The sequence below is a fragment of the Asticcacaulis biprosthecium C19 genome (assembly GCF_000204015.1).
GTDB classification, from domain to species: Bacteria; Pseudomonadota; Alphaproteobacteria; order Caulobacterales; family Caulobacteraceae; genus Asticcacaulis; species Asticcacaulis biprosthecius.
In genome coordinates, this window is the sequence record NZ_GL883080.1 from 86,941 (window position 1) to 104,060 (window position 17,120).

The window sequence follows — 17,120 nt, forward strand, 5'->3', positions numbered from 1 at the left end:
ATGGTTGACGTTCACTCACCGGAACAACGCAGTTTCAATATGTCACGGATTAAGGGCAAGGACACCAAACCCGAGATCCTGTTGCGCTCCCTGTTGCACCGGGCGGGATTCCGCTTCCGGAAGAATTTTGGCCACCTCCCAGGAAAGCCAGATATCGTTTTGCCAAAATACAAGACAGCTATCTTCGTCCACGGCTGTTTCTGGCATCGTCATGCCAATTGCCGTTTCGCGGCGTGTCCGAGTTCAAATAAAGAGTTCTGGCAAAGAAAATTTCTTGGTACGGTTGAACGTGACACCGCGACTCGCAGGTCTCTCGAACAATCGGGGTGGTCGGTGCTGACGGTTTGGGAGTGCGAACTTAAGCAAAACCCGCTGACGGCACTGAATAAAATATGCGTCGATCTCCAAGGGAAACGTTTTGAGACAGCTGGACCTGCCGCCGAGAGCCTCCGCCCTATCTGAATCTCTCCGCGATCTTGGCTATTCGCTGGAAACGGCGGTTGCCGACGTTGTCGACAACAGTATCGCAGCCAAGGCTACAACTATTGATGTCTGGTGTCATGCAGAGGCGGCGCGCCCGTCACTGGCCATCGTCGATAACGGCGACGGAATGGATGAAGCCACCCTCATAGAGGCCATGCGCTACGGCTCGAGAAATCCTCGTGACAAGCGACCTCCGACCGACCTTGGTCGATTTGGGTTGGGAATGAAAACCGCGTCGTTCTCTCAATGTCGTAAGCTGACTGTGGTGTCGCGAGTCGGCGATTCCTTTGCCGGGGCGGAGTGGGATTTGGACGTTCTGGCTGACGACCATTGGCGGATTTCGATCCTTGATCCGGATGAGTGCCGCTTGGTTCCGTGGTTTGACCAATTGGGCACCAAAGGAACACTTGTCGTCTGGCAGACGCTCGACCGCCTTACGGAACATCAGACGGAAAGTCAGAAGTCAGGAGTCCTCAGCGAGAAGCTTTCCCACTTGGGCCATCACCTTGCGCTAGTCTTCCATCGCTACTTAGCGGGCGACGTGCCCAAGTTCAAAAAGGTCTCTGTAAGGGTCAATGGCCACAAAATCGAAGGGTTTGATCCATTTTGTCGCAGCAATCCTGCGACGACGCCCCAGCCACCAGAAGTAGTGAACGTAAACGGCCAGGACGTGGAAATCCATCCTTTCATTTTGCCGCATCATAGCAAGCTAACCCGAACCGAGTATGACTTTTACAGAAGTCGCAGCGATTTTTTGTCCAACCAAGGCGCATACGTATACCGCAATGGCCGCCTTATGGCATGGGGCGACTGGTTCCGGCTGATTCCCAAAGGCGAGGCGACAAAGCTGGCGCGTGTGCAGATCGACTTTCCCGCGAGTCTTGATGAATTTTGGACGATTGATATCAAGAAGGCCCGCGCCCATCCGCCTCTGCAGGTACGCGAGAAGCTGAAGCAGATCATCGGCAGGATCAGCGACCAAAGTGCCGTGGTTCATACCGGGCGCGGAAGAAAACTGTTCGAAAAAGACGTTATGCCAATGTGGACGCGGTACGCTGACCGCGGTGGCGTGAGATATGTGCCAAACGGTCAGCACCCTTTGTTTGCCGGTTTTGAACAGTCACTGTCGCCAAACCAGATAATTCAGTTCAGAAGCATACTGGGTGTCGTAGGCATATCCATTCCCATCGAGGCGATTTACGCTGATTACTCCACCGCACCTCAAGATGTCGCGTCCGGCTCGACAGAGGATTGCGAGGTGATTTTTGCCAAGATTGATCAGGTCAGGACGATCATTGATCCCGGCAAAACACTGGACAGGGACCACCTGCGGCGGGTGATCCGCTCAACACGTTTACTGGAAGGTCAGGACGACGTAATGGCAGCCTGGCTCGATAAGGAATTTCCGAATGGCTAAACCTGCCAACTTCGATGTGCTTGTCTCAACTCTGATTCGTACCTTCACCAGCGGACAATCTGATGCGCCAACGGTGGATGAGATAACTGTACGCGCGACCGCTCTCGCCCCGTTGCTAGGTTTTGAAGGGAGCAAAGGTGATATTGCTTTAGCTGTAGATGAAGCTCTTCTGAGCATCGATGTGCGGATGGGGTTGGGGCATTCCTTGGTAGATCAGGCCGCCGAGCACGATGCTGACTGGGTAAGAAAGCGGGACTTCCCACTCATCTACACTGGCAACTATTCCAGCTATTTACGCGAGAACAACTGGAACTCAACCGTCGTCAGCAACCTGGAAATCGTAACCGAAAACATCCTCGGCTTGCTCCAAGACCCGGCAGATGACGGTCAATGGAGTCGGCGTGGCTTGGTCATCGGTCATGTTCAGTCGGGCAAAACGGCTAACTACTTGGGTTTGGTCGCTCGCGCGGCTGATGCTGGATACAAGTTCATTGTTATCGTCGCCGGCATTCACAATAACTTGCGCAAACAGACCCAAGAGCGTGTCGATGAAGGTTTTGTCGGCCGAACCAGTGACCCCGCGGACAAACGCCTAATCGGCGTAGGGCTATATCCGGGGCATCCCCAACCCGTGACTCTGACAACCATCCTTGATGACTTCAAAAAGGGCTCACGGACCACAGGCAGCGGATTGAAAGACTGGAGCAAACCCGTAGTCGTCGTTATTAAAAAGAACGTCAGTACGCTGAAGCAAATCATGGCCTGGCTCAAGGATTTCAACCTGTCCGCCGGTCAGAAACAAATTGCTGATGCTCCCATGTTGTTTATCGATGACGAAGCGGACAACGCTTCTGTAAACACCAACAAAGATGATGTTGACCCGACACAGACAAATAAGCTTATCAGAGAAATTCTGAAACTTTTTAAAAAGAACTGTTATGTCGGCTATACGGCTACTCCGTTTGCTAACATTTTTATAAATCCTGATGCCTATGGAGACCCGGAAACACTTGAAGACTTATTCCCCCGAGATTTCATTTATTGCCTGGACGCGCCGACGACATATTTCGGAGCGGAGAAGATATTTGGTGACGATATTGGTGCGGAGGCATTTCTTCGGGAAATTGTCGATGCTGAGGACATAATACCTCTAAAGCACAATAAGGGCATTTCTCTCTCAGAGTTACCAGGATCACTTAAGAGAGCCTTGCTTACCTTCGTGCTCACCAGAGCCATTCGCAATGTCAGGGGGCAGTCACACAAGCATTGCTCCATGCTGATCAATGCGTCACGCTTCGTCGCCGTGCAACAAACTTTACGTGCATTGGTCAGTGACTACGTAAAGGTCGTGACAGATGCCATTCGAACCAACTACGCGCTGCCGGAAAAACTGTGTCTGCAAAATCACTTTATGGCCGCATTAAAAGACGTCTTTGACCATGAATATTCGGATATTTCGGAAACGTGGGCAGAGGTCTGTTCGCAGCTTGATATCGCCGCGCAGGCTGTTCGTCTGTTCGTCGTCAACAGCTCCAAGTCTGACGAGGCGCTCGACTATGCTGCATATGACAAGAAAAAAGAAAGTCTGACAGCCATTGCAATCGGCGGACTGAGTCTGTCCCGCGGGCTGACAATCGAGGGTCTGACGGTTAGCTATATGTATCGCAACACAAAGATGTACGATACGTTGTTGCAAATGGGCCGGTGGTTTGGCTACCGACCCGGCTATGAAGATGTCTGCCGGATTTACCTAAGCCCGGAGTCAATTGGCTGGTATCAGCACATTGCAAAAGCTACCGAAGAATTGCGTGATCGCGTCAAACAAATGCGCCAATATGGTAAGTCGCCGAAGGACTTCGGCCTGCTCGTTCAATCACATCCGGACGCTCTGCTCGTCACTGCTGTCAACAAAATGCGGCACGCCGAAGAGAGGACATTTAAGGTCAGTTACGATGGGATGTTGAGGGAAACGTTTGTTTTGTCAAACGACCCCTCTGTTCATGATGAAAACCGAGCTGAGTATGGGAGGCTGTACGCAGAATTGTCCAGCGATGCGTATAAGTCCTTGCGATACAGGGGGGGAGTTCAAAAGATCGAATGCCCTGTCTGGCGCGGCGTCGACGCGGATGTGGTTGACGCGTTTCTCAATAAATTTCGATGGCACGCACACCACGCCAACACCCAAGAATTGGTGAGAAAATATCTTGGCCGCATACGCGATCGATTCCCAACTTGGGATATCGCCTTCATGACGCTAAAAAAAGAGCAAGGAAAACCCATAAACTTTGATGACTTTAAGATGGTAGCACAATATCGCGGCGCGGGAGTTAAAGACGAAAAAGAGCTGATGCGCTCTGACGAGGGGCCGGGCTATTTTGTTACGGGCAAGCAGCGGGTCGCTGGTACCGGCGACGAACGAGTGGGCCTCAATGCCGAAGAATTAGCAATGGCCGAAAAACTTGCGCGGGAAAATGATGATCGAAAAAAGGGACCGACCGATCTCGACTTTCGAAACGTCAACGTGAGGGGCCGACCATTACTTATGTTACACTTGATTGATCTGCGTGACGACCGCAGTGATCCCTCAGTTTCTTTGCTTCAGAATGCTCCTGCGATTGGCGTAAGCTTTCCTGCGACTGGGGACTTTGTTCAAGTCGATTACGTACTTAACAAGGTGATGATTGGTCAACTCGCCAAAGAAGCAAACGATCTTCCAGAAGAGGATGAAGATCAAGATGACTGATTTACCTTGGGACGCCATTACAAAGCCGGTACAAGGTTATATCTGGAGAAAATGCGCCGAAGGCGTTGCCCACCCCTTTTGGTGGGGCAAGGACAGTCATGGTTTGCCAGTGCTGCTGTTCCAGCTTGATCAGGACCACTTGGCTGACTTCAAGAACGCCCGCCCTCGCGTGAATGGTCTCGACATTGACATGGTCTCGGTTGACGGGGGCAAATATCGGGGCCTCATTATATCACTGAACAAAGCAACAGACGCCGACCTGTTTCACAGGTTGTGCCTGGCGATTATACAGGCCGCCGAAAGGGTCGAGAGCGAAACTCAAGCCGTTCAGTCCGTTCTTAACCATCTGGACAGATGGAGAGAATTCTTGTCTCTCGCCCGGAAACATCTTCTGAGTTCAGATGAAATTCGGGGGTTCTTTGCCGAAATCACGGTTATCAACGTCTTGGTTGATGACTATGGCAGGCCTGAGCAGGAAGTGGTTGCTGCTTGGCAGGGCCCACTCGACAAACCTCAGGATTTTCAGTTTGCGGTTGGGTACGTTGAAGTCAAATCGATTGGCGGCACCACTGGAGACAGGGTCAAAATATCGTCCGAATTTCAACTCGATGTCTCGGACCGACCGCTTTACCTTTTGGCTGTCGAACTATTTGAAGACAATGGTTCGGAGTCGGGAATGTCTCTGAACGACCTGGTGCGGCGATCCGAGGCCCGCTTCAGTGACGAAACAGCCCGGCTTTTCCGCGACCGATTGCTGGCCGGGGGCTATGTCGAACGCAAGGAATACGATCTGCCGCTGTTCGAGACAGGTCGGGTGCGCTGTTACGATGTCCGGGATGGTTTCCCAGCCATCACTCGCGCCGATGTACCTCAAGGTGTTACGCGTGTTAGATACATACTGGATCTGAATGTAGCCCAGACATTTCTGGTGCCCAAGATTCCGATTTGGGGCAGTGGGACATAATGAGCGATGATTTGGACGAATTCTACAACGACTTCCGGCAGGAAATTTTGGCCGGTGCTGCTGCCAACAGCGATTATAGCCTGAGCGAATTTCTCGCCATATTCCAACGAGAGCTGTCTGAAGCTGGCCAAATCGAAGACTTCACCTTCTGTTTCTACGAAAATGCAAAAGGGGTTCGAATTGATGGCTTCTGGATGAACGACGATGCTGGCATCGATCTGTTCATTGCTGACTTTAAGGGGCGCACCAGCGTAGAACTTCTATCCTCGAAAGAGGTGGAAACGTTGCTGAAACGCGTTTCGAAGTTCTATCTGGAATGCGTCGATAAGAAATATTATGAACAGTTGGAGGAAATGTCAGCCGTTTATGGCCTCGCCCGACAAATATTCGAGCAGGGTAAAACCTTTGGGCGGATCAATGTTTATCTGCTGTCGGAACGACGCCTGACGGATTCCTTCAAAAAGGTTGAAGTTAGCGAGATTATCGGCGAAACGCCGCTCACGTTTCATATCTGGGACATCACTCGGCTGCATCGACTGCGGACGTCAAAAGGTGCGAAAGAACCAATCAGAATCGACCTGAAGGAGGTTTGGGGCAATGGCATTCCCTGCCTGCCGGCACATCTGAGCGCGCAAACCTACCGGTCCTATCTCCTCGTAATGCCAGGGAATTTGGTCGCTGACCTCTACGCGCGCTACAGTGCACGCCTGCTTGAACAGAATGTCCGTTCCTTTTTGCAGGCAAGAGCGTCCGTCAATAAAGGCATCCGGGAAACAATTATGCAAAATCCGGAGATGTTCTTTGCTTACAACAATGGCATTACGGCAACTGCGACGGAGGTTACGATTGAGCGGACTGCTGAAGGGGAAGTCGTAACGGAGATCAACGACCTTCAAATCGTGAACGGCGGTCAGACTACGGCGTCACTGTTCCATACACGACGCAAGGACAAGGCTAATCTGGACAATGTCTTCGTTCAGATGAAACTCTCTATAGTGGAACCAGAACTTTCGGAGACGATTGTTCCAAAAATTTCCGAATATGCCAATACTCAGAACCGCGTCAACGCCGCTGACTTTTTTGCCAACCATCCCTTCCATATTCAGATGGAAAAATTCTCCCGTCGCCTTTGGGCGCCAGCTGCGCCAGGCGCCCAGCGGGAAACAAAGTGGTTCTACGAACGCGCCAGAGGGCAGTTCTCGGACGCGCAGGCCAAACTTACGACGGGCGAAAAAAAGCGTTTCTTGGCCGAATATCCGAAGGAGCAGATGTTCACCAAAACTGACCTCGCAAAATTCGACAATGTTTGGGACGAGCATCCGAAATTCGTCAACCTGGGCTCTCAAAAGAACTTTGCTCAGTACGCCCGCCGCATAAGTGGCGAATGGAAAGCAGATTTCAGCAGGTTTAGTGAGCACTATTACAGGCAGGCAATAGCACGCGGTATAATTTTCAGGGCGACAGAGAAAATTGTGTCAGAAGCGCCGTGGTATAATGGTGGGTATCGCGCTAACATCGTGGCCTACACCCTCGCACTACTTGGCCACATCGCGACCACGAGAAAGCAGAGCATCAATTTCGAGGCAGTGTGGCAGAAGCAGCGTATCAGCCACTACATGCGTGAAGCTATTTCGACCTTGGCGCGTTTCGTCAATATGTCGATCACATTCCCGCCCGAAGGCATTTCGAATATATCCGAATGGGCAAAGAGAGAAGGCTGCTGGACAAAGCTCATTGCAAGTGCCGACCAAGGCGCGCAGATGCTGAATGGAGATTTTTTCGCCGAACTGACGGACATCGAGCTTGTAAAGGAAAACGCCCGGGAGGGTAAAAAGTCACAAAAAATGGATGCCGGTATTGAAGCTCAGACACAAGTCGTCGAACTGGGTGCTGAGTTTTGGAAAGGCATTGCGGCAAAGCCCGATGCCGCTAAGGTGCTGTCACTAAAAGAGATAGAACTGCTGGGACTTGCTGCTCAAATCCCGCGTAAAGTACCCACGGAACGGCAGGCCGAGCAACTTCTGCTGATATTGGAAAAGTTTCCACCGCCTTAGGGAAAAGCGGGGACGTGATACGAAATGTCGATATTCCGCGAAATTGGCGACCTATCCCACGTCACCCCTGCTTCCAGCCCTTTGCCCAAAACACAGACAAGGGCAGGGCGAACAAACGATCGCCAAAGCTGAGCGGCTGGTCGCCGAGAGACAGAATGATTCCGACCGTGTTCCAGCTTCTGCCGGGGCCCTCGGACATGAACCAGCGCAGGTTTTTCAGATCGCCGGGCGTGATCGTAGCGGAGGCCTTGACCTCGAAGGCGATCAGGGAACGGCCGGATTCCGCCAGAATATCGACCTTCCGTCCACGGTCGCCGCGCCAATGCCACAACCGCCAAGTATCGGCCTGATAGGGCAGGTTCTTTCTGAGTTCGCTGAAAACCCAGCTCTCCAGAAGTCCGCCTAAGGCGGCGGGATGGGCGTCGGCGACAAAGCTGTCGCTGCCAAGATTGCGCAGGGCGGCGCAGATTCCGGTGTCCAGGACATGCAGCTTGGGGTGACGCACGTCTCGTCGGGCTTCGCCGGAAGCCCAGGCGCCCAGCCTTTCCGTCAAGGACAGGCGTTCCAGGACGTCGCAATATTGCTCAGCCGTCGGGCGTTGAATGCCGACATTCGAACACAGCGCCTGGATATTGAGCTCCTGGCTTGTGCGCACAGCCAATTGATCGATCAAGCGACGAAGCGCGTCGGTTTTTCGGACCCTCAGAATGTCGGCGACGTCACGATCGACAATGCTGTCGATATAGGCGCGATAACGCTTCTGTCGGGCGCGCTCCCCTAAAGGGCGGATTTCCGGGTAGCCGCCACGGGTCACAAGATTCATGACCTCTGATCGCGTAAACGGCGGTGGCGACGGCAAGGCGCCCAGGTTCTCCGCGTGGCGTGCCCAGTCTAACACAGTAACCGGTGGCGCGCGATAAATCTCAGCGGCGCTTAAGGGGCGCAGGGGCAGAGTCTGGACCCGACCGGCCAGGGAGTCCATCACATCGGCATGGGTGAAGATGTTCGACGAACCGGTCAAAATGAACTGTCCCATGCGCCGCCGGGCGTCGACAAGGACTTTGATGGCCATGGCCAGGCGTTTCGACCGTTGGGCTTCATCAATAATCAGCGGCACGTCCGTGGCCTGGGTCAGGGCTTCCAACTGGCCGATGGGGTCGTTTTCAAGCGCGGTCAGGGTGGCGTCGTTGTCGAGCGTAATGAAACGCCCCTTTTTATAGATATCCCGGACCAGGGTTGTTTTCCCAGCCTGTCGCGGGCCGATAATGTTGACGACACGCGCCGCTTCCAAGGCCTGCGTTAGCTCGGCGATCATGTGGCGGGGGAATAGGTCGTCATCCAAGTTTGTCAGTCCCGGTGAGGTTCCCAACATGCGCAACTTCGATATCTTATGTCGTGCAAAATGTATAATAGATTGTGTGCGGAATGTATATTAGACGTGGCGCGGAAGTTTGACTTTGGGACCCCCGTGACCTGAAAACCCACCGGTTGAAGAGGTTCGCACGTCATCGTCTCAAATCACGTCGACAGTCGTCGAAAATTATTCGGTGACGTAGACCAGATGCATCGTGTCGTCGTCGATCTGGTGGCTGGAGTTCAGGCGAAGCGGAGGTCGGGCGCCGTGGAAGAACGGCTTGCCTTCGCCCAGCACATACGGACGCAGGTGCATGTGATATTCGTCGATCAGGCCCAGCTCGGTCATCAGGCCGGCCAATTGCGGACCGGAGACGCTGATGATGCCGTCGGTGTCGGCTTTCAGTGAGCGGACCTGCGTTTCCATGTTGCTGGAGATCAAGGTGGCATTGGGACCGACCTCGGTGAGCGTGCTCGACACCACCCACTTAGGCATCTTGCGCCAGGCCTCGGCAAAGTCGCGCCGGGGTGCGTCCCACTCTGCGCGGTCTTCGTCCCAATAGCGCATAAGCTCATACATGCGCCGGCCATAGATAGTGGCCGCATGGCCCTTGATCGTGTCGATCCAATACTGGAAGTGCTGCTCGCTGGGCGGCGGCATAACCAGGCCGCCGGCCAGGTCGTCGACATAGCCGTCGAGCGATACGTTCATCGCGAGAATAAACTTGCCCATGTGCTATGCCGTCTTGCCGCCGCAACCGCACGACGACGCGCCGCCGTCGTATTTGTCGTGATGCTTTACCCAATCCGTCAGATCGCCATTGGGGCCGGTTTCGTTGCGGCCATTGGGCGTCATGTCCAGCAATTGGAACACGCCCGACGCCAACTCCGTGCCGCGCGAAAAGACCGAATAGGTATGGTAGATCGTGCCATCCGCCGCCTTGCGGAAGACGCTCATGCCGGGCAGGTCCTCGCATTCGAAGTCGCGGTCGGCATAGTTATAGTAGACGGGTTCATCCTGGCGGAACGACACATGGAAGTCGTAGTTGAAGTCGCCGTCGCCCGCCGACACCCAATCGAAATCCCACCCCATGCGCGCACGGAAGGCCATCAGTTTGGCCAGGGGCGCGCGCGACACGCAGGCAAACTTGACGTCGTGGTTTTCCAGATGCGTCCAAATGCCGTGCATATGGTCGGCCCCAACGAACAACCGACGCAGCCTTCCTCCCACTCGGGCGCGAACATGAAATGCTGGACAATCAGCTGGCTGCGGCCGGCAAACAGGTCCGAGAGCGTACGTGGCCCCGACGGCGTGTCGAAGACATAAAGCTTGTCGACCTTGACCCAGGGCAGGGCGCGGCGTTGCGCGGCCAGGGCATCGTATTCCCTTAGGACCCGCTTTTCTTCGGCCTTGAGCGCGATGCGGGCCGCCAGCCAGTCTTCGCGGCTGACAACTGGGTGGGGCAAGGGAGCGGCACTATCCATGGGAATCCTCCGGGCGCAGGCTGTTGAGGTGGGCGACCATCTGCTTGACGCCGGCTTCCAGCACGGCGCCGCTTTTCAGGCTCTTGGCGATCGACATATAGCCCTCATAGGCGGCGACGATGAACTGGGCCTGGGCGCGGGCATCGATGTTCGGACGCAATGCGCCCTGGGCCTGGGCGCGGGTGAGGGCGTCGGCCACAGTGTCGATCCACGCCGTGAACAGCGCGGCAGTGCGGGCACGAAAGCCTTCCTCGACCCGCGACATCTCCTGGGCCAGGTTATTGAGCGGGCAACCGCCGGCGGCGTGCTCGTCGTCGGTAAAGGTGCCTTCGATGATGGCAATCAACGTGTCGAGCGGCGTGTCGCTGGTCCGCAGCGGTTCCAACCACTTCTGTTCGGTAATCCTGGCCACCACATCTTCCAGGATAGCGTGGCCCAAGGCGTCCTTGCTGTTGAAATGATGATACAGCGCGCCCTTGGTGACGCCGGCCTTACCCAGGATGGCGTTGAGGTCGCAGCCCTGGAAACCGGCGCGATAGACCTCCTCGAACCCGGCCATCAGCAGGCGTTCCCGGGTGCGGGCCGGATCGCGGCGATTTGTAACTTCAGACGTCGCTATTGACATACCAACCGGTATGTATGTTTATGCCTGAACTGTCAAGTTCACGTGAGGTCAGGTGAAAGCCTACTGACAAAATTTGGCACTAAGTCTATGTATCCCAGCGTCCAGTGCAGCGTATCCCGGCCATCCCTTTTGCGGTTCTGAACCATGACGCGCGCCACCCGCCTTCTCGACCTGTTGCAGTTACTTCGTCGTCACCGTTATCCGGTGGCCGGCGCTGAACTGGCCCGCGAGCTCGATATTTCGCTGCGGACGCTTTACCGCGACATTGCCGCCTTGCAGGCTCAGGGCGCGCACATCGAAGGCGAGCCGGGCGTAGGTTATGTCCTGCGGCCGGGCTATATGCTGCCGCCGCTGATGCTGTCGCAGGAGGAACTGGAAGCCTTGGTGCTGGGGACGCGCTGGGTAGCCGACCGGGCGGATGCCCGTCTGGGCGAGGCGGCGCACAACGCCCTGACCAAGATCGCCGCCGTCCTGCCCAAGGATATGAGCGACGATCTGGAATCGACGGGGTTGCTGATCGCGCCGACCTGGCCGCGCCATGAAAGCACGATCGACCTGGGCGATGTCCGCAGCGCCATCCGCGCCGAACAGTGCGTGTCCCTCAGCTATACTGACCTGAAGGGCGACACGACCGAGCGCACGGTGTGGCCGTTTGCCCTGGGCTTTTTTGACCATGTCCGGCTGCTGATTGGCTGGTGCGAATTGCGTCAGGATTTCCGCAGCTTCCGCACCGACCGCATCAAGAGCTGGGACCTGACGGGCAAACGCTACCCCAAGCGTCGGGCCGCACTGCTGAAGGCGTGGAAGACGAAAAAAGACGCCGAAGCCTGCGAGTGGCAGACGCAAAACCCGAACCTGTATCCGGCCAACCCGATCCGCGTCGGCCCCCAGGCGACGGCCTGATCTTGACTTGAGACCATGACTCGCCGCTTTCTGGCGCCGTATTTTCGGAGCGGGATCTATGGCCGAAGTCAAGTTGGAAGAGAGCTGGAAGGCGCCGCTGGCCGGCGAGTTCGACAAGCCATATATGCACGACCTCAAGGCGTTTCTTCAGGCAGAAAAGGCCGCGGGCAAACGCATCTTCCCCAAGGGCAGCGATTTCTTCCGCGCCCTGGACCTGACGCCGCTGGATCGGGTTCGGGTGGTGATATTGGGACAGGATCCCTACCATGGCGAAGGTCAGGCGCACGGCCTGTGTTTTTCCGTCCAGCCGGGCGTGAAAACCCCGCCGTCCCTGGTCAATATCTATAAGGAACTGCAGACAGATCTCGGCATCCCGCCGGCGCGCCATGGCTTCCTGGAACACTGGGCGAAGCAGGGCGTTCTGCTGCTCAATGCGGTGCTGACCGTGCAGATGGGTGTGGCCAATGCCCACCAGGGTAAGGGCTGGGAGACCTTCACCGACGCCGTCATCCGCGCTGTCAACGACCAACCCCATCCGGTGGTGTTTATCCTGTGGGGTGCCTACGCCCAGAAGAAGGCGGCCTTTGTCGATACCACCAAGCATCTGGTGCTGAAATCGGTGCATCCGTCACCCCTGTCGGCGTACAACGGCTTCTTTGGCAGCAAGCCGTTTTCGAAGACCAACCACTTCCTGGAAGCGCACGGTTTTGCGCCGATCGACTGGCGCGTGCCGGATAATCCGGCGGATAGCTAATAACGGGTGGAGTCCGCCGCGACTTGGCGCTAAGTTGACGTCACAGCAGCGGAGGTTCCCATGTACAAGCTCACCCTCAGTATCTGCGTAAGCGTCGCCGTCCTCGCCCTGGCGGGATGCGGCAAGAAGGAAGCCACCGACGGCGCCACCGAGGCGGCGGCGCCGGCCGATGCCCCCGCCGCCATGATGGCCGGCGCGTCAACCGGCCCGGCCCTGAAGGCCGGTCTGTGGGAAATGGCCACCAAGGTCGACAAGATCCCTCAGACCATCACCACCAAGATCTGCCTCGATGATGCCCTGACCGCCAAATTCACCACGAACGCTGGCCCGATGCACCAGGGTGACACCAACTGTACCGACCAGAAGGTGACGCGCACCGGCAACACGGTCGATGTGACGGCCGTCTGCACCGATGGCGGCAGCAAGATCCACACCGCCGTGCACATGGAAATGAGCGGTGACACCGCCTATCGCCAGACCATCAAGGCGACCTTCGATCCGCCCAAGGACGGCATGAAGGACGTTACCACCTCGGTCGACGGCAAATGGTTGGGCGCGTGCAGCGCCGATATGAAGCCGGGCGACATGGTCATGCCCGGTGGCATGAAGATCAACATGGCCGACGCCATGAAGGGCAAGTAAGCCCGTCATGCGTCAGTTCCTCCTCGATGCCTTTGCCACGGGGCCGTTCAAGGGCGGCCCCGCCTGGGTGGTTGAGCCGCTTACCGATTGGCCCGATGACGCCTGGATGCAGGCTCTGGCTATGGAAAACAACCAGGCCGAAACGGCTTATCTTCGGCCTGCCGGCCACGGACGGTTCGACCTGCGCTGGTTCACCCCGGCCTGCGAAGTGAAACTCTGCGGCCATGCCACCCTGGCCTCGGCCCATGTCTTGTTCGAGGAATTGGGGCATGATGCTGATCGGCTGGTGTTTTCGACCCTGTCGGGTGACCTGATCGTTACCCGAACGGCCGGTGGTCTTGAGATGGACTTCCCGGCCTATGAGCCCGTGGCCATCGACATGCCGGATCTGGCCACTGCCTTGGGCGCAACCCCGAAAGCCGTCTATGGCGGGCCGGCCCTGATTGCCCTGTTTGACGACGAAGCAACGGTGCGCGGCCTGACGCCGGACTTGAAGGCCCTGCCGCTCTATGCCGGCAGCGTCTATAACGATCGCCATGTCGTGGTCACTGCGCCGGCCGATCCGGGAAAGCCCTATGATGCCGTGTCGCGGCTGTTCGCGCCCACATGGGCATAGACGAAGATCCGGCGACGGGCTCTATGCACTGTATGCTGACACCGCTATATCATCGTCTGACGGGTCGGTCGGTGTTCAACTTCTATCAGGCCCATCCCAAGCGCGGCGCCGAGATCCAGGGTGAACTGGCCGGTAACCGTGTGCTGCTGCGCGGTCACGCCGTCACCGTGGTCCGTGCGGAACTCGTACTGTAAAACCATAAGGATAAAACATGTTGAGAAGTGTCATCCTGGCCGGCCTTTGCCTGCTGGCCACGCCAGTCCTGGCTGAGGAGGCCAACAAACCCCAGACCCTGGTCCTGAAAGACGTACCGGCCGCCACCGGCCCGGCGGTCGAACTGTTCAACGGCAAGGACATCGACGCCTGGGACGCCTGGCTGGGCTATCCCGATCCGGGCCAGACCTATTCGGCGGATCATGCGCCATCGATCGGTCCGGCCGGCAAGGGCGATATCTTCAAGGTTGTCACCGAGGACGGCGGACCGGCCCTGTTCATTTCGGGTAAGACCTGGGGCAGCCTGGTCCACCAGGGCGACTACGGCAACTATCACCTGCGGCTGGAATACAAATGGAGCGGCAAGCGCCATGCCCCGCGCCTGGATCAGCCCGAGAATAACGGCCTGCTGTACCATAGCCATGGCGAGCCGGGCGCGGTGTGGGGCACCTGGATGCGCTCAGCGGAGTTCGAGATCATGACAGGCTCAACCGGCATGATCGTGCCGGTTGGCGCCAACCTGAAGGCGACGACCACCGCCGTAAAGGACCCAGCCATTATCGCGCCTGGCCACCGCTTTACCGTCGGCGCACCGGAATATACCACCGTCGGCAACACGGCGGACTGGAACGTCGAGAACGCGCGCGACGCCGAAAAGCCGGTGGGTCAATGGAACACGCTCGACCTCTATGTCTTCGGCGACCGCGCCATCCACGTCGTCAATGGCGTGCCGGTCATGGAGGTGTGGAACCTGTGCGACACCGATGCGGCGGGCGTGTGCCAGCCCCTGACCCACGGCAGGATTCAGTTCCAGTCAGAAGGGGCGGAAACCTTCTTCCGCCATATCACCCTGGAACCGATCGACCGGCTTCCGACGATCGAAGTTACGAAGTAAGATCGCTATCGGGCGCCGGCACCACCGGCGCCTTTTTCTTGCGGCCCTTCCACAGTTTGCGGACCAGCCAGAAGACGCCCCAGCCAAACAGACCCAGCGGCAGCAGGAAGGACAGGACGGTAATCAGCCCGGCCAGGGCCCAGACGATATTGCCGATGATGCCGGTGACCGCGTCGCCGAGAGGCGCAAAGGTGCCGCGCGAGGCAGCCAGGGCTTCGCTCTGATAGCGAATGGTAAGATGCACCGTGGCGACCCGCTTGCGCATGACCAAAAGCGCCGAGCGGGCCGCGTCGATGTCAGCCTGTGTCTGGGCCAGTTGGGTTTCGGCTTCAACCAGTTCGGAAATCTTGCCGGGTCGGCTGCGAACGATCTCGGCCAGCCGGTCGCGCAGGGCCTCCTTGTTCTTCAGCCGCGCCTCGGTATCGACGATCTGCAGGCTGAGGTCTTCGCTTTCGACGCTGTGCTCGCTGATGCGGCCGCCGGCCTTTTTGACATCGCTCTCCAGGCTGGCTTGCCACGTCTTCAGCCAGGCCGGTGACACGCGCAGTTCCAGATCCTTGAAGACCTGGGACGAATCCTTGCCATTGCTGGAACGGGTCGAAATCAACTGACAGGCGGCGGGCCCGGCCAGGTCGCAGACCGTCTGGTGATGTTTGACCAGGGTCTCGACGCCGTCGGCCTTGGCCACAAGCGTGTAGCTGTAATCATAGGCCAACTGCGGCACGACAATGCCGGCATCGGGCGCGGTATTACCCCCAGGCGGTGCAGCGACGAGATCGACTTGCACCTTCTGGTCCATCATGCCGGCTTCGGAGGCTTCCTCCGATGCTTTTGGCTGGCAGGCTGCCAGAAGCAGGATCAACGGCCAGGCCGCGGCGGATTTCCAGACTGTCTTCGACATAAGTCACCTCATGATCACGTAAATATCACGAATTCGTGATCAACTATGCGCGCCTTTCGGTGATTTGGCGAGGGGAATTTCAGGCCTGCCGCAAGCTTTTGCCAAGGTCTTGAACTTGCTCGCGAAGTTCGGTCAAACGGTTCAGATCCATGCCCGATTGGCACAGCATGGCCACAGGGATTCGGCGCGCCTGCTCCATCAGCGACTGTCCGAAATCGGTCAGATGGATGCGGGTGACCCGCTCGTCCTTCTCGTCGCGGCTGCGGGTCAGAAATCCGGCCTTTTCCATCCGCTTCAGCAACGGAGTGAGTGTGCCGGAATCAAGCTGCAGCGGTTGGGCCAGCTCATTGACCGACCGGCCGTCGCGCTCCCACAGCAGCAGCATGACCAGGTATTGCGGATAGGTCAGCCCCATGGGCTCCAGCCACGGGCGGTAGGCCTGGGCGAAGGCGTGCGCCGCCGAGTAGACGGCGAAGCAGATCTGGTTCTCAAGACGCAGTTCGGGCGGGGAGGGGCTGTGGGTCATGAAAGCAATTTAATTGTGCGCAATGCACTTGACAATATATTGTGCACAACTTAATTGTTCATCATCAATTTTGACACAAGGAGAGTTTCTGATGACCCAATCGATCACAGCGGCCTACACCGCTCACGGCAAGGCTACCGGCGGCCGCGAAGGCACTGCCCAAAGCGGCAATCTGGACCTGAAGCTGTCGACGCCTAAGGAACTGGGCGGCGCTGGCGGCGACGGCACCAATCCGGAACAATTGTTCGCCATGGGTTATGCCGCCTGTTTCATCGGCGCGCTGAAGTTCGTCGGGGCCAAGGAAAAGGTCGCCGTGCCGGCCGATGCCAGCATCGAATCGTCGGTGGGCATCGGCGCCACGCCGAACGGCTTCGGCCTGGAAGTGACGTTGAAGATCTCGCTGCCGGGCATCGAAGCTGAGGTGGCTGATCGTCTGATCGCCGCCGCGCACCAGGTCTGCCCGTACTCGAACGCCACCCGCGGCAACATCAATGTGACGCTGATCCGGGCGTAGCATTCGCTTGCAGAAACTCCCTCTCCCCACCT

General features: G+C 57.1%; 15 protein-coding genes and 2 pseudogenes. 11 read left to right on the top strand and 6 right to left on the bottom strand.

The genetic code is table 11. From position 1 onward, the window contains the following. Genes ABI_RS24590 through ABI_RS18960 form a run of 5 tightly spaced genes read left to right on the top strand, consistent with a single transcriptional unit; the run spans position 1 to position 7,661 of the window. Positions 1–462, top strand: coding sequence for a very short patch repair endonuclease (locus ABI_RS24590; protein ID WP_083811569.1), 462 nt, complete (start codon positions 1–3; stop codon positions 460–462). Next, the gene (locus ABI_RS18945; protein ID WP_006274673.1) at positions 419–1,900 is read left to right on the top strand and encodes an ATP-binding protein; all 1,482 of its coding nucleotides are present in this window, start codon (positions 419–421) and stop codon (positions 1,898–1,900) included. Before ABI_RS24590 ends, ABI_RS18945 begins: the two co-directional genes overlap by 44 nt. Next, positions 1,893–4,643 carry a Z1 domain-containing protein gene (locus ABI_RS18950; protein ID WP_006274674.1) on the top strand — a complete coding sequence of 917 codons (2,751 nt, stop codon included), beginning with the start codon at positions 1,893–1,895 and terminating at the stop codon, positions 4,641–4,643. The genes ABI_RS18945 and ABI_RS18950 overlap by 8 nt, the downstream gene beginning before the upstream one ends. Then, positions 4,624–5,607, top strand: a complete 984-nt coding sequence (locus ABI_RS18955; RefSeq protein WP_040309743.1) for a PD-(D/E)XK motif protein — start codon at positions 4,624–4,626, stop codon at positions 5,605–5,607. The genes ABI_RS18950 and ABI_RS18955 overlap by 20 nt, the downstream gene beginning before the upstream one ends. After that, a complete protein-coding gene (locus ABI_RS18960; protein WP_006274677.1) occupies positions 5,607–7,661 on the top strand; it encodes an AIPR family protein in 2,055 nt (684 codons plus the stop codon). Before ABI_RS18955 ends, ABI_RS18960 begins: the two co-directional genes overlap by 1 nt. 61 nt (positions 7,662–7,722) lie before the next feature. Here the strand turns inward: ABI_RS18960 and ABI_RS18965 are convergent, their stop codons facing one another. From ABI_RS18965 to ABI_RS18980, 4 genes and pseudogenes are all read right to left on the bottom strand, one after another. Then, complete coding sequence (locus ABI_RS18965; RefSeq protein WP_245531403.1) at positions 7,723–9,003, bottom strand: ATP-binding protein; 1,281 nt, start codon at positions 9,001–9,003, stop codon at positions 7,723–7,725. Positions 9,004–9,201: 198 nt separating this feature from the next. Continuing rightward, positions 9,202–9,747, bottom strand: coding sequence for a dihydrofolate reductase family protein (locus tag ABI_RS18970; RefSeq protein ID WP_006274679.1), 546 nt, complete (start codon positions 9,745–9,747; stop codon positions 9,202–9,204). A gap of 3 nt (positions 9,748–9,750) precedes the next feature. Continuing rightward, positions 9,751–10,499: pseudogene (locus ABI_RS26715) on the bottom strand (DUF899 domain-containing protein). Continuing rightward, on the bottom strand, positions 10,492–11,058 hold the full coding sequence (locus tag ABI_RS18980) for a TetR family transcriptional regulator C-terminal domain-containing protein (protein WP_245531404.1): 567 nt from the start codon (positions 11,056–11,058) through the stop codon (positions 10,492–10,494). Before ABI_RS18980 ends, ABI_RS26715 begins: the two are co-directional and overlap by 8 nt. Before the next feature lie 210 nt (positions 11,059–11,268). On the opposite strand from ABI_RS18980, the gene ABI_RS18985 reads away from it, so the two are divergent. The 5 genes and pseudogenes from ABI_RS18985 (at position 11,269) to ABI_RS19005 (ending at position 15,147) form a co-directional block, all read left to right on the top strand. Then, positions 11,269–12,027, top strand: a complete 759-nt coding sequence (locus ABI_RS18985) for a helix-turn-helix transcriptional regulator (protein WP_006274683.1) — start codon at positions 11,269–11,271, stop codon at positions 12,025–12,027. Between the two features lie 58 nt (positions 12,028–12,085). Beyond that, positions 12,086–12,781: a uracil-DNA glycosylase gene (gene ung, locus ABI_RS18990; RefSeq protein ID WP_006274684.1), complete on the top strand. Its 696-nt coding sequence runs from the start codon at positions 12,086–12,088 to the stop codon at positions 12,779–12,781. 60 nt (positions 12,782–12,841) lie between these two features. Then, positions 12,842–13,423 carry a DUF3617 domain-containing protein gene (locus ABI_RS23905; protein ID WP_006274685.1) on the top strand — a complete coding sequence of 194 codons (582 nt, stop codon included), beginning with the start codon at positions 12,842–12,844 and terminating at the stop codon, positions 13,421–13,423. A gap of 7 nt (positions 13,424–13,430) precedes the next feature. After that, positions 13,431–14,233: pseudogene (locus ABI_RS19000) on the top strand (PhzF family phenazine biosynthesis protein). A gap of 17 nt (positions 14,234–14,250) precedes the next feature. Continuing rightward, a complete protein-coding gene (locus ABI_RS19005) occupies positions 14,251–15,147 on the top strand; it encodes a 3-keto-disaccharide hydrolase (RefSeq protein ID WP_006274688.1) in 897 nt (298 codons plus the stop codon). On the opposite strand, the gene ABI_RS23910 is transcribed toward ABI_RS19005, so the two are convergent. After that, positions 15,137–16,048: a DUF4349 domain-containing protein gene (locus ABI_RS23910; RefSeq protein WP_006274689.1), complete on the bottom strand. Its 912-nt coding sequence runs from the start codon at positions 16,046–16,048 to the stop codon at positions 15,137–15,139. The genes ABI_RS19005 and ABI_RS23910 overlap by 11 nt on opposite strands. A 79-nt stretch (positions 16,049–16,127) precedes the next feature. Next, entirely contained in the window at positions 16,128–16,574 is a 447-nt protein-coding gene (locus ABI_RS19015; protein WP_006274690.1) for a MarR family winged helix-turn-helix transcriptional regulator, read from the bottom strand. Positions 16,575–16,665: 91 nt separating this feature from the next. On the opposite strand from ABI_RS19015, the gene ABI_RS19020 reads away from it, so the two are divergent. Then, entirely contained in the window at positions 16,666–17,088 is a 423-nt protein-coding gene (locus ABI_RS19020; protein WP_006274691.1) for an organic hydroperoxide resistance protein, read from the top strand. Positions 17,089–17,120 lie beyond the last annotated feature (32 nt).

Coding starts and splice junctions, on each gene's coding strand:
- ABI_RS19015 (WP_006274690.1), bottom strand. CDS start 16,574: ATGACCCACAGCCCCTCCCCGCCCGAACTGCGTCTTGAGAACCAGATC.
- ABI_RS19005 (WP_006274688.1), top strand. CDS start 14,251: ATGTTGAGAAGTGTCATCCTGGCCGGCCTTTGCCTGCTGGCCACGCCA.
- ABI_RS23905 (WP_006274685.1), top strand. CDS start 12,842: ATGTACAAGCTCACCCTCAGTATCTGCGTAAGCGTCGCCGTCCTCGCC.
- ABI_RS18950 (WP_006274674.1), top strand. CDS start 1,893: ATGGCTAAACCTGCCAACTTCGATGTGCTTGTCTCAACTCTGATTCGT.
- ABI_RS18985 (WP_006274683.1), top strand. CDS start 11,269: ATGACGCGCGCCACCCGCCTTCTCGACCTGTTGCAGTTACTTCGTCGT.
- ABI_RS18955 (WP_040309743.1), top strand. CDS start 4,624: ATGAAGATCAAGATGACTGATTTACCTTGGGACGCCATTACAAAGCCG.
- ABI_RS18970 (WP_006274679.1), bottom strand. CDS start 9,747: ATGGGCAAGTTTATTCTCGCGATGAACGTATCGCTCGACGGCTATGTC.
- ABI_RS19020 (WP_006274691.1), top strand. CDS start 16,666: ATGACCCAATCGATCACAGCGGCCTACACCGCTCACGGCAAGGCTACC.
- ung (WP_006274684.1), top strand. CDS start 12,086: ATGGCCGAAGTCAAGTTGGAAGAGAGCTGGAAGGCGCCGCTGGCCGGC.
- ABI_RS18980 (WP_245531404.1), bottom strand. CDS start 11,058: ATGGCCGGGTTCGAGGAGGTCTATCGCGCCGGTTTCCAGGGCTGCGAC.
- ABI_RS24590 (WP_083811569.1), top strand. CDS start 1: ATGGTTGACGTTCACTCACCGGAACAACGCAGTTTCAATATGTCACGG.
- ABI_RS18960 (WP_006274677.1), top strand. CDS start 5,607: ATGAGCGATGATTTGGACGAATTCTACAACGACTTCCGGCAGGAAATT.
- ABI_RS23910 (WP_006274689.1), bottom strand. CDS start 16,048: ATGTCGAAGACAGTCTGGAAATCCGCCGCGGCCTGGCCGTTGATCCTG.